Annotated in this window: 14 protein-coding genes; 8 read left to right on the top strand and 6 right to left on the bottom strand. The window is 71.2% G+C overall.

Annotated features, from left to right (window positions below; all coding sequences use genetic code 11):
* The first annotated feature begins 9 nt into the window (after positions 1-9).
* From MRBLMI1_RS13060 to MRBLMI1_RS13075, 4 genes are read left to right on the top strand one after another with little or no spacing between them, the layout of a single operon-like run.
* Positions 10-801: an ABC transporter ATP-binding protein gene (locus MRBLMI1_RS13060; protein WP_367733595.1), complete on the top strand. Its 792-nt coding sequence runs from the start codon at positions 10-12 to the stop codon at positions 799-801.
* Positions 798-1,556 carry an ABC transporter permease gene (locus tag MRBLMI1_RS13065; protein ID WP_367733596.1) on the top strand — a complete coding sequence of 253 codons (759 nt, stop codon included), beginning with the start codon at positions 798-800 and terminating at the stop codon, positions 1,554-1,556. Before MRBLMI1_RS13060 ends, MRBLMI1_RS13065 begins: the two co-directional genes overlap by 4 nt.
* A complete protein-coding gene (locus tag MRBLMI1_RS13070) occupies positions 1,553-3,013 on the top strand; it encodes a YcaO-like family protein (RefSeq protein ID WP_367733597.1) in 1,461 nt (486 codons plus the stop codon). The genes MRBLMI1_RS13065 and MRBLMI1_RS13070 overlap by 4 nt, the downstream gene beginning before the upstream one ends.
* Positions 3,010-3,438, top strand: a complete 429-nt coding sequence (locus MRBLMI1_RS13075; protein ID WP_367733598.1) for a hypothetical protein — start codon at positions 3,010-3,012, stop codon at positions 3,436-3,438. The genes MRBLMI1_RS13070 and MRBLMI1_RS13075 overlap by 4 nt, the downstream gene beginning before the upstream one ends.
* Positions 3,439-3,462: 24 nt before the next feature.
* On the opposite strand, the gene cydC is transcribed toward MRBLMI1_RS13075, so the two are convergent.
* The 4 genes from cydC to MRBLMI1_RS13095 form a co-directional block, all read right to left on the bottom strand.
* Positions 3,463-5,145 carry a thiol reductant ABC exporter subunit CydC gene (gene cydC / locus MRBLMI1_RS13080; RefSeq protein WP_367733599.1) on the bottom strand — a complete coding sequence of 561 codons (1,683 nt, stop codon included), beginning with the start codon at positions 5,143-5,145 and terminating at the stop codon, positions 3,463-3,465.
* Positions 5,142-6,746: a thiol reductant ABC exporter subunit CydD gene (gene cydD / locus MRBLMI1_RS13085; RefSeq protein WP_367733693.1), complete on the bottom strand. Its 1,605-nt coding sequence runs from the start codon at positions 6,744-6,746 to the stop codon at positions 5,142-5,144. The genes cydC and cydD overlap by 4 nt, the downstream gene beginning before the upstream one ends.
* Before the next feature lie 83 nt (positions 6,747-6,829).
* Complete coding sequence (gene cydB / locus MRBLMI1_RS13090) at positions 6,830-7,861, bottom strand: cytochrome d ubiquinol oxidase subunit II (protein ID WP_367733600.1); 1,032 nt, start codon at positions 7,859-7,861, stop codon at positions 6,830-6,832.
* 9 nt (positions 7,862-7,870) lie between these two features.
* Entirely contained in the window at positions 7,871-9,313 is a 1,443-nt protein-coding gene (locus MRBLMI1_RS13095) for a cytochrome ubiquinol oxidase subunit I (protein WP_367733601.1), read from the bottom strand.
* Positions 9,314-9,489: 176 nt separating this feature from the next.
* On the opposite strand from MRBLMI1_RS13095, the gene MRBLMI1_RS13100 reads away from it, so the two are divergent.
* Together MRBLMI1_RS13100 and MRBLMI1_RS13105 are read left to right on the top strand one after the other, a co-directional pair.
* Complete coding sequence (locus tag MRBLMI1_RS13100; RefSeq protein ID WP_367733602.1) at positions 9,490-10,038, top strand: PadR family transcriptional regulator; 549 nt, start codon at positions 9,490-9,492, stop codon at positions 10,036-10,038.
* Between the two features lie 80 nt (positions 10,039-10,118).
* Positions 10,119-10,397, top strand: a complete 279-nt coding sequence (locus MRBLMI1_RS13105; RefSeq protein WP_367733603.1) for a hypothetical protein — start codon at positions 10,119-10,121, stop codon at positions 10,395-10,397.
* A 16-nt stretch (positions 10,398-10,413) separates the two neighbouring features.
* Here the strand turns inward: MRBLMI1_RS13105 and MRBLMI1_RS13110 are convergent, their stop codons facing one another.
* A complete protein-coding gene (locus MRBLMI1_RS13110) occupies positions 10,414-10,632 on the bottom strand; it encodes a heavy-metal-associated domain-containing protein (protein ID WP_367733604.1) in 219 nt (72 codons plus the stop codon).
* 17 nt (positions 10,633-10,649) lie between these two features.
* Complete coding sequence (locus MRBLMI1_RS13115; protein WP_367733605.1) at positions 10,650-10,931, bottom strand: metal-sensitive transcriptional regulator; 282 nt, start codon at positions 10,929-10,931, stop codon at positions 10,650-10,652.
* A gap of 142 nt (positions 10,932-11,073) precedes the next feature.
* Between MRBLMI1_RS13115 and MRBLMI1_RS13120 the strand changes: the two genes are divergently transcribed.
* Both MRBLMI1_RS13120 and MRBLMI1_RS13125 read left to right on the top strand, forming a co-directional pair.
* On the top strand, positions 11,074-11,241 hold the full coding sequence (locus tag MRBLMI1_RS13120) for a hypothetical protein (protein WP_367733606.1): 168 nt from the start codon (positions 11,074-11,076) through the stop codon (positions 11,239-11,241).
* A 24-nt stretch (positions 11,242-11,265) separates the two neighbouring features.
* A complete protein-coding gene (locus tag MRBLMI1_RS13125; protein ID WP_367733607.1) occupies positions 11,266-11,628 on the top strand; it encodes a hypothetical protein in 363 nt (120 codons plus the stop codon).

Below are 11,628 nucleotides of genomic sequence, written 5' to 3' on the forward strand. Positions count from 1 at the left end.
GGAGAAATCGTGTGTCTCGTCGGCCCGAATGGATCGGGCAAGACCACGCTAATCGAGTGCGTCGAGGGCCTGCGGCTGCCCGATGCCGGCCGGATCGAGCTCTTCGGCCACACCGGAGGGTCGCGCCGGGAACGCGCCAAGATGCTCGGGGTGCAGTTGCAGGAGGAGGGGCTTCCCGGTCGCATCCGCGTAGCCGAAGCGGTGCTCCTCTACGCAGCGATTTACGGTGTCGGGACTCCGGATGGCGACCTCATCGCACGGCTCGGACTCGAGGAGTTCTCTCGCCGGCCTTTTGAAACGTTGAGCGGTGGCCAGAAGCGTCGTACGGCTCTCGCTCTCGCGTTCATCCACGACCCGCGCCTCGTGATCCTCGACGAGCCGTCCGCCGGGCTCGACCCCGAGGGTCACGGTGAGATCCTTCGGCTGCTCACCGACCGGGCATCGACCGGAGTCGGGATGCTGGTGACCACCCACGACATGCAGGTCGCCGCCGAGGTTGCGCACCGCGTTGTCGTGATGTCGCGCGGGCGCACGATCGCCGCCGGCACCCCGGCGGACCTTTTGGCAGCACTCCCGCACGAATGGTGCCTCACGGGTATCGACGCTATTTCGTCGCTGCCGACGGCGTCTGCGGTCAGCGATGGCCGCAGCGCGCGAATCTACGGGCCGGTCGACGAACTGCGCGCCGCGTACGAGGCGCTGACATCCGCTCAGCGGGTCCGCGCCACGCTGCGACGCACGGATCTTAGCGACATCGCCTTTTTGGGGGGCGTCGCGACCGACGAAGGAACACCCGCATGACGTCTCTCATCCGCTCACTTCGGGCCCTCGTCGGCGTTGAACTACGCCTTTTCGCACGCGAGCCGACGGCGATGTTCTTCTCGCTCGCCTTCCCTCTGATCCTGCTGCTGTTCGTCGGCTCCATAGGCGCGACCGACGAGGTGGCGTCGGGCGTCCGGTTCATCGACACCTACATGGCTTCGATGGTCGCTGTCACCGCGGCCAATGTCGGCATCATGGGGCTGTCCATCCACGTCGCCGAGAATCGCTCCCGCGGCGCGCTCAAGCGGTATCGACTCTCTCCTCTCCACCCGGCGGTGTTCTTCGGGGCTCAGTTCGTCACGGCCGCGGCCACTCTGGCCGTCTCGCTCGTGGGCCTCGTCGTCGTCACTCTCGCACTCTATGGTTTGTCGTCGACGGCGAGTTGGCCGATGTTTCTGGCGTCGGCGCTCGGAGTACTCGTGGTAACGGTGGCGTGGGGGATGTTCCTCGGCGGTCTCCGTCTACCGATGCGCAGCGTACAGGTGGTGTCCGCGGCGGTGTTCTTCGTGATGTTCTTTTCGAGCGGAGCAGCCCTGCCCCGACAGTCCTTCCCCGACTGGCTGCAGGCGATTGTCCAGTGGAATCCCCTCGCGATCGCCAACGACCTACTCGTCTTCACCTACAGCGGCTACGGCGAGGTCGGCCCCGCCCGACTCATCGCCCTGGCCCTCTCCACCGTTGTCGTCGTCGTCGCGACAACGCTCACATTCGATTGGGAAGGACGCAGTTCATGACATCCGTACGCCTCGAAGAGACGCATTGGAACCGTCGCCGGCCCGTGGCCGCGGCCACGTTGACGCGCGACGAGGAACGGTCGCTGGCGGAGATCGAGTCGCTCCATTCGCCTGACGGGTTCATCCGGCTGCTGACGACGTACTTCCGCGCGGCGTCGGGTGCCCACCTACATACCGCGCACGGGCAGTACTTCGATTTCGATCACATCGTCAGCCGGGTGCTCGGGGTGGCGGGTCTCAACTCGGGATACAGCTCGCAGGTCTACGGCGGCGGCAAGGGTCTCGACCTCCCGAATGCGTATGTATCGGCGATGGGCGAGGGCGTCGAACGGGTCCTCGGATCGTTCGCGTTCCTGCAGTGGGCCGACCGCCTCGCCTACGGCACCCGCCGCGAGATGCAGCGTCAAGGGCGTGTGTGCCTCGGTGCCGACGACATCCCGCTCTTCTCCGAGGCGCAGTATGCCGACCCGCACTTCCTCTTCGATCGGTGGGGCGACGATGATCACCTCGGGTGGATCCCCGGCCGGCGGCTGTACACGTGCGACGAGGTGTGGGTGCCTGCGCAGCTCGTGCTGTTCACCTACTATCGGCAGCCCGGGGAACCGCTCATCGGGCTCGCCCCCAGCGGTGGGCTCGCGTGCCATGTCTCGACTGACAAGGCCGTGTTTCACGCCCTCGACGAACTGATTGAGCGCGACGCGGTCAATCTCCGGTGGCACGCTCGGGTGCCGCTCGACGAGATCGTGCTCGACGTGCCCCTGCGCGACCGCCGCCTCCAACGCGCCGTCGACCGACTCCACGATGGTGTCGGAGCCCCGAAGTTCTTCCTGCAGAACCTGGACTTCCGCGAGTTCCCAGTGATTACCGCGGTGCAGTTCGACGAGTGGCTGCCCGAGATGACCTACAACGCCGGGGGAGGAATCGGACCGAGTCCGGATGCCGCGATGCGTTCGGCCCTGGGGGAGTACTCGCAGTCCGAGCGCACCCTCCGAATCTGTCAGCAGACCGACAACTGGCAATTCCGCGCCTCATTCGAGCGGCTCTTCGGCATCCACCCGGATGCCGAGCCGCATGAGTTCCTGCGCTTCGTTCAGGCGATCACGTTCTACGGCTACCCCCAGAACGCCCGCCGCACCGACTGGTACTTCCGCGGTGGCGGGAAGGTGCTTCTCAGCGAGTTGTACGACATCGTCGACGGGGCCGACCCCGATCCCGTCGCACGTCTGCATTTCTCCTTGCAGAAGCGGGGGATCGACCCAATCATGTTCGATTTCAGCCACCGCGACCTCACGCAGACGCGAATTTGGAAAAGCTACATCCCTGAGCTCGCGCAGCCGTATCCGCCGCAGACCCCGGCCCTCGGGCATCCGCGGTATCAGACCGTGCCGGTTGACGCCGGGTTCCGAGCCGAACCCATCGGCGAGGGTTTGCTCACAGAACCGCTGCCGTACCCGTGAGCGGGGACGTGATCTCGCGGCTGCGGCACGACACGCTCACGTCGCTCGCCGTCGTGCTGGCGTGCACGCGCCTGGGAGCCGTGCTCGGGCTGTTGCCCGTGATCGTGGCATCCGTCGGGCCCCAGAACGTGCTGCCGTTCGCGCTGCACCTCACCGGCGCAGCGGCCACGGTGCTGACGCTCGTGCAGCACCGTGCCGTGCTCCGGTTGATCGCCACCGCCTTCACCGGCTACAGCACGATCGCCCTCGCCAGTACGGCTCCGCCTTTTCTTGCGATGTGGCTGTGGGCGTGCGGTGGTGCGCTGGTGACAGCTCTGTTGGTCGTCGCTCTGCGGCCAGAAGGACGTCCGCGCCGTGGGGCGTGGATCGCTGGGGCCGTCGGCGGCATCGTGGCCGGCGGAGTCTCGCTGCTACTTCTCACGTGAAGATCCCGAGGGCTCGAGGGGGGTTCAGGCGAGGCGGCCGGCCTCCAGCCGCACCTCGCGGTCGATGAGGCCCGCGGGCACGTCGACGTGCGACACGAGCACCACCGCCTGCTCCCGCGAGACCGCGCCGAGCAGGTCGCGCAGCAGGGCGTCGGAGGCGGCGGCATCCACTCCCGCCGTCGGCTCGTCGAGCACGAGCACGGGGAAGCCGCGCAGCACGGCCCGCGCGAGGGCGAGGCGCTGCGCCTGCCCGCCGGAGACGAGCGCGCCGCGGTCGCCCACCCGCGAGTCGAGCCCCCCGCGCTCGGCGACCCAGGCGTCCAGTCCGACCCGGGACAGCACCGCGGTCAGGTCGGCGTCGTCGGCGTCCTCGCGGGCGAAGAGGAGGTTCTGACGGATCGTCTCGTCGAAGAGGAACGGCGTCTGCTCGACGAGGCCGACCGTGCGGCGCAGATCGTCGCCGGACAGGTCCCGCGCCTCCACGCCGCCGACCGTGTACGAGCCGCGGTAGTCGAGGAAGCGGACCAGCACGTGGGCGAGCGTCGTCTTGCCCGCGCCGCTCGGACCGGTCACCAGCACCCGCTCGCCCGGGCCGACCCGCAGGGACACGTCCACGATGCGCCCCGTGTCGTCGGCGTCGCCGGCGCCGCGCGCGGGCCAGTGCGCCCGGACGTCGCGCAGCTCCAGCCCCGCCCCCAGCGGGGCAGCCTCGCCGGTGGGCGCGGGCTCGTCGCGGGGGAGCCCCTCCGGCACGTCCTCCGGGACGGCGGCGGCGATCCGCTCGGCCGACGCGCGGACCTGGCGCCAGGATGCCAGCGCGAGCGGTACCGGTCCGAACACCTCGAACACGGCCATCGGCAGCAGCACGACGACCGCCAGTCCGGGCCCCGTGAGCGTCCCGCCGGTCACGCCCGGCGCGGCGACGAGGAGCGCCAGGAGCGACGCCGCCCCCGCGAGGACCGACACCCCGCCGGCGGTGAGGCCCTGCGCGGTGCCGCGTCGGACGAGTGCCCGGCGGAGCGCGGCGTCGGCGTCGGCCACGCGGGCGCGGGCGGCGTCCAGCGCGTCGTAGGCGGTGAGCACGTCGAGGCCCGTCAGCAGGTCGTGCACGGCGTCCGCGACGGCGGCCCGCAGCGGCGCCACGGCACGTTCCGCCCGGGCTCCCGCCGCCCAGCCGAGCGCGACGGCCACGGCGAAGGCCGCGGCGAGGCAGCCGAGCAGCACCAGGGCCGCCGGGACGGACACGAACGCGGTGAACACGACGGCGCCCAGGGCGGTGACGGCCGCGGTCACGAGCGGCAGCACGACGCGCAGCGGCAGGTTCTGCAGCTCCTCGACATCGTCGACGACGCTCGACAGCAGTCCGCCCCGCCGGGAGCGGGCGAGGCCGTCCGGGGCGACGGGCACGAGGGTGCGCACGAGGTCGGCGCGCACCCCCGCGAGCTGGTGCAGGGCCGCATCGTGCGAGGTCAGTCGTTCGAGGTAGCGGAAGACCCCGCGCGACAGGGCGAACGCCCGGACGCCCACGACCGCCATCGACAGGTAGATGACCAGCGGCTGCTCCGCCGCGCGCGCGATGAGCCACGCGCTCGCCGCGAGGAGTGCGACGGCGCTCGCGGCCGTGCCGAAGCCGGACAGGACGGCGGGGGCGAACCGGCGACGGGAGGGCAGGGCGGACCTCAGGATGCCGCGGACCCGCGCGTTCACGGGACCACCTCCACCACGCGGTCGGCGACGGCGCGGGCGCTGCGGCGGTGGGACACCAGCAGGACGGCGGCGCCGGCGTCGGACTCGCGCCGCAGGGTCGCCCACAGGTGCGCTTCGGTGGCGGCATCCAGGGCGCTGGAGGGCTCGTCGAGGAGGAGGATTCGCGCCGGGGTGGTGCGGGCGCGGTAGAGGGCGCGGGCGACGGCGACCCGCTGCGCCTGTCCGCCGGACAGTCCCGCGCCGCCGGCGCCGAGCGGTGTCGCCGGGGGCACGTCGGCCGCTCCGGCGTCGGCCAGCGCCGAGCGCACGGCGGCGTCGTCGGGGGCGGCGGCGCCCAGGGCGACGTTGTCCGCGACCGTCCCGGTCACCAGGCCCGGACGCTGCCCCGCCCAGGCCACGCTCGCCCGCGCGTGCGCGACCGGCGTCCCGTCCAGGCGCATCTCGCCGTCGTAGGCCGCATAGCCGAGCACCGCGGCGAGCAGGCTGGACTTGCCCGCGCCGCTCGGCCCGCTCAACAGGACGACCTCTCCCGGCCCGACCGTCAGCGACACCGGCCGCAGAGGGTGCGCCCCGCGCTGCACGCGGACGTCGTGCAGCGAGAGCGTCCGGCCGGTCGTCGGGGCCGCGGCATCCGGGGCCGTCGTGGCGCGCGCCGCGTCGAGCGCGTCGAAGATCTCGTCGGTGGCCGCGACGCCCTCGCTCGCCGCGTGGAACTGCACCCCGACCTGACGCAGGGGGAGGTAGGCCTCGGGGGCGAGCAGCAGCACGAACAGCCCCACCAGGAGGTCGAGGTCGCCCGACAACAGCCGGAAGCCGATCGTCACGGCGATGATGGCGACCGAGATGGATGCCAGGAACTCGAGGGCGAAGCCGGAGAGGAACGACACCCGCAGCACGGTCATCGTCTCGCGCTTGTAGTCCCGCGTGACGGTCTCGATCGCGTCGGCCGCGCGATGCTGCCGGCCGAACGCCTTCAGCGTGCCGAGCCCCTCGACCGTGTCGGAGAACCGCGCGGCGAGCCGCCCGAGCGTCCGGTACTGCCGCTGCTGCACCGCGCGGGTGGCCAGGCCGATCAGCACCATGAAGATCGGGATGAGCGGGACGGTCAGCACCACCGTCAGGCCCGACAGGGGATCGGCGAGGGCGATCGCGCCGATGAGGATCGGCATCGTGATCGCCGTGGCCACGAGCTGCGGGAAGTAACGCCCGAAATAGGCGTCCAGGGCGTCCAGCCCGTGCCCGGCGGTCACGGAGAGCGACGCGGCGTTCCGGCCGCTCAGCCACCGCGGCCCCAGGACGGCGACCGCCTCGGTCAGGCGGGCGCGCAGCTGCAGCGACGCGGCGGCCGCCCCTCGGGCCGCGACGCGCTCGGACGCGACGATGAGCAGGCCGCGCACCAGGACCAGGGATGCCGCCATCCCGATGTATCCGCCCAGCTCCGCCGGCGGTCGTCCGTCGATCGCGCCGACCAGGGCGGTAGTCAGGGCCCAGGCCACGCCGACGACGACACCGGTCTGGGCCAGGACGATGGCGGCGGTCGTCGCGAGGAACCCGCGCGCCGCCGTGGCGTACCGCACGAGACGGGGATCGACGGGACGCATCCGCTCGCGGGGCGGTGCGTCGGCGGCATCCACCTCCGCACCCGCGCCCGTCACGCCGTCGATCCTCTCAGACGCCCCGCCCCTCAGTGGGCGACGAGCGCGGCCTTCTCGATGCGCGCGCGGGTGACGCGCTTGCGGAAGACCCAGTAGGTCCACGCCTGGTAGCCGAGAATGAGCGGCAGGAAGACGAGCGCCGCCCAGCTCATGATCGTCAGGGTGTAGTCCGAGCTGGAGGCGTTGTCGATCGTCAGGCCCGACCCGGGGGCGAGGGTGGAGGGCATGACGTTCGGGAACAGCGCGAAGAAGAGCGTCGCGACCGCGGCGACGATCGTGATCGCGCCGAGCGTGAAGGCCGTCCCCTCGCGGTCGCGCAGGTTGGCCAGGACCGACCCGATCAGGGCGAGGGCGGCGAGCCCGGCCGCGCCGGCGACGGCCGGCAGCAGGGGCGCCTCGGCGCCCGCGGCGCGCGCCACGGTCCAGAGCAGGAATCCCGCGGCGACGAGGACGGTGACGACGCCCGCCCGCTTGGCCAGGGCGCGGGCGGCGGTCCGCACCTCGCCGTCGGTCTTCAACGCGACGAAGTACACGCCGTGGACGAAGAACAGCAGGAGCGTCGTCAGGCCGCCCAGCAGCGCGTAGGGGTTCAGCAGGGTCAGCACTGTGCCGGCGTACTCGTGGTCGGCATCCAGGGGGACCCCCTGCACGATGTTCGCGAAGGCGACGCCCCAGAGAAAGGCGGGGAGCGCGGAGCCGGCGACGATCATGCGGTCGAACGTGCGCTTCCACCGGAGGGAGTCCCGCTGGTGCCGGTACTCGAACGAGACGCCGCGGGCGATGAGCGCGAGGAGGATCACCAGCAGCGGCAGGTAGAAGCCGCTGAACAGCGTCGCGTACCACTCGGGGAACGAGGCGAACAGGGCCGCGCCCGCGACGATGACCCACGTCTCGTTGAGGTCCCAGACGGGGCCGATGGTGTTGATGACCTGGCGGCGCGCGATGTCGTCCTTGCCGAGGAAGGGCAGCGACATGCCGACGCCGAAGTCGAAGCCGTCGAGCACGAAGTAGCCGACGAATAGGAACGCGACGATCCAGAACCAGAGCTGAGCGAGATCCATGGCGTCCTCCTAGTAGACCGTCGTCGGGGTGTTCTCGATGGAGTCCGGCTCGCGCGCGGCATCCGGGTCCGGGAGCGGGTCGGGGCCCTTCTGGGCCATCTTCTTGATGAGGCCGAACTCGACGATCGCGAGCGTGAGGTAGACGAGGGTGAAGGCGACGAGCGAGAGCAGGACGGTCCAGCCCGGGACGCTCGGCGAGACGCCGTCCTCGGTGAGCATGAGTCCGAAGACGATCCACGGCTGACGGCCCATCTCGGTGAACACCCACCCGACGAGGCTCGCCATCATCGGCAGCGGGGCGGCCCAGATCGCGACGCGCCACATCCACGGGGCGACCGGGCGGGTCGCCTTCTTGCGCGTCACCCACAGGCCGACGACGCAGACGAGGGCGGCGAGGCCGCCGAGGGCGATCATCCAGCGGAAGGCCCAGTAGGTGACCCACAGCACCGGGGCGAAGTTGCCGTCCACCTGATCGGCGAACTGCGGGAACATCTCCTGCGCGTACATCGTGTTGAGGTCGTTGATGCCCTCGACGCAGCCGTCGAGGGAGTGCGTCGACAGGATGCTGAGGAGGAAGGGCACGCGGATCGAGAACAGCTCGCTCGTGCCGTCCGGCGTGCCGAGGGTGAAGATCGAGAACGAGGCGTCCTGACCGCACACCGTGTTGAAGGTCGCCTCGGCGGCCGCCATCTTCATCGGCTGGGTCGCCACCATGACGAGGCTGAGCTGGTCGCCGGCGAGGGCGACGAGCACGAACGACACGACCGTCGACCACAGGCCGAAGCGCAGCGTCTTGCGCATGAGCTCGACGTTCTGGTTGCGGGCGAGGTGCCATGCCGAGACGGCGACGACCACCATGGCGGCGAACATCCAGCCCGCGAAGATCGTGTGGGGGAACGCGGCGAGGGCGACGGGGTTGGTCAGCATCGCCCAGAAGTCGACGAGCTGGGCGCGCGATCCGTCCGCCGACATGTCGTAGCCGACCGGGTTCTGCATGAAGGCGTTCGCCGCGAGGATGAAGTACGCGGAGAACGTCGCGCCCAGGGCGGCGATCCAGATGCTCGCGAGGTGGGCGAGGCGGGGGAGCTTGTCCCAGCCGAAGATCCACAGCCCGATGAACGTCGCCTCGAGGAAGAACGCCATCAGGCCCTCGAAGGCCAGTGGGGCGCCGAACACGTCGCCGACGAAGCGGGAGTAGGACGACCAGTTCATGCCGAACTGGAACTCCTGCACGATGCCGGTGACGACGCCCATCGCGAAGTTGATGAGGAAGATCTTCCCGAAGAATCGCGTCAGGTGGAGCCAGCGCACGTCGCCGGTGCGGTACCAGACCGTCTGGAACACGGCGACGATGAGCGACATCCCCAGCGTGAGGGGCACGAAGAGGAAGTGGTACAGGGTGGTCAGTCCGAACTGCCACCGTGCCAGGAGAAGAGGGTCCAGCCACTCCACGTGTCGTCTCCGTTCGCCCGTCCGTTGTGTGGTCAGACCACATGCTACGCCGGGCCCGGAGACGCTCGGCGAGGGCTTTCTCGGCGTCGAGACAACCCCCGGGGCGCGTCGCGGGGGACGCAGGGGAGAGGAACCATATACTCGGTGAGTCTTTTCCCGACCGGACCGGAGGCCGCATGACGGTGCGCCAGAGCCTGCTCGCGATCCTCGAGCTCGCGCCCTGCTACGGGTCGCAGCTGCGCGCCGAGTACACGCGGCGCACCGGAAGCGCGGTGAACGTGGGGCAGGTGTACACCACCCTCGAGCGACTCGAGCGCGACGGGCTGGCCGAGGGGCGCGGGATCGACGACGAGGGCCATGTGCTGTGGGGCCTCACCCCCGCCGGCTCCACCGTCGTGCGCGACTGGCTCGCGACGCCCTCGCTGCCCGAGGGGCGCGATGAGACGGCCCTGAAGATCGCGCTGGCCGTCACCCTCCCCGGTGCCGACGTGGGCGGCATCCTGTCCGCGCAACGGGCGGCGGTCGAGGCGGAGCTCGCCCGGGTCGCCGAGGAGGCGGAGGGGGATGCCTCGACGGTGGCGATCGTGCGGGCGGCGCGGCGTGCCCGGCTCGAGGCCGATCTGCGGTGGCTGGCGGAGGTCGGCGAGCTCGCGGCCGGCGCGGAGCCGTTCGGGGTCTCGGACGAGCGTCCCCGGCGGGGCCGTCCGGTGCGCGCTACCGCCTGAGCCCCCGGCCGTCAAGCCCGGAGCGGTGCGCACGTTTCCCGCGCATCCTGAGGTCACCCCCTGACGCAAGGAGTCCTCACATGGTCATGGAAGCCCCGCTCAGTCGTCAGGGTTCGAAGGTCTCGCGCAAGGCCGCCGCGTCGGCGCCGATCGGCCCGGCCATCACGGAGATCCCCTGGACGCGCGTCGATCTGGACCTCTACGAGGTGGCCAGCGGGGGCTACATCGTCGGGTACGTCGAGGTCGTCGGCTCGATCTTCGTCGCCCTCGGGGGTCCGCGCTACGACCGTGCGGTCGAGGTCGCGCAGCACCTCACGTTCCACGCGGCCGTGGACGCCGTCCTGCGCCGGCGCGTCTGACGCCCCGGCGGAGGTCTCAGGCCAGGGTGTAGCCGGCCTCGTCGACCGCGGCCGCCAAGGTCTCGTCGTCGACGGGTCCGGAGGTCGTGACACGCACGACGGAGGTCGCTCCGGCCCGGAGGTCCACTGCGACGGCGGCGACGTTCTCGACCGCGGACAATTCGGCGGTGACCGCGCGGACGCAGTGATCGCACGTCATCCCCTCGACGCGGAGTTCACGGGTCGTCTCGGTCATGGGATTCTCCTCGGGGGTCAGGAACGGACGAGGCGGGCGATGGCCTGGTTCGCCTCGCGCAGCTTCTCCTCGGCGACCGGCCCGCCCTGGGCGGCCGCCTCGGCGACGCAGTGCGACAGGTGGTCGTCGAGCAGGGACAGGGCGACGGTCTCGAGCGCCTTGGTCGCCGCCGAGACCTGCGTCAGCACGTCGATGCAGTACTGGTCCTCCTCGATCATGCGCGCGATCCCGCGCACCTGACCTTCGGCGCGGCGCAGGCGCTTGAGCAGCTCGTCCTTGCGTCCCTCGTACCCGTGCATGGCATCCATGATACCCCCGGAGGGTATGCGACGGATCGTGTGGATCCGCTTGTCAACCCCCTCGGCCGCAGCCGGTCCATGACGCATGGTCGGAAGACCAGGAGGACGACATGCTGCACAGTCGCACCGGTGGTGGTCGGAGATGACCGCCGACCCCACCCCCACCGGACCCAACCGTCCCGTGCGCATCGCGCACCTGCCGCCGCTGCGGCCCCGCCGCCGTCGGCCGCCCGTGGTGGACACGTCCGCACCCGCGGTCGAGCGCCCGGCGTCCGACGCTGCGCCCCGTCGCGAGGCCGGCGCCGCGTAGCCCCCGGGAGGAGAGAATCGTTTTGTGACGCGTTCTCTCGCCGCTCTGCCCGGTGCCGCCCGCCGCCTGTGCCTCAGCCGGCGTCGCGGAGAGATCTGCACCCGCGAGAAGGACCACCGCGGCCTGCACCACCGCCGCGGCGGATCGCTCATGTGGAGCGACGTCCAGGCGGACCCGCCGCTGTGCCCCGGCTCCGGTTCCCCGGCGGAGCCGGCTGCGCGACTGGAGGACGGGTTCCCGGACGGCCGCGCCCTCTGCCCGGTGTGCTGGGCGTTCGCCCCGCTGACCGACGACGGACGGCTGGCGGAGCACGACTCCTGGCGCGGCGACGCCACGCGCGCCGACGCGGACCGCCGACGCGCGTGGTTCAACGCCCACGGCTGGTGA

Source organism: Microbacterium sp. LMI1-1-1.1, from assembly GCF_040815675.1.
Taxonomy (GTDB): Bacteria; Actinomycetota; Actinomycetes; order Actinomycetales; family Microbacteriaceae; genus Microbacterium.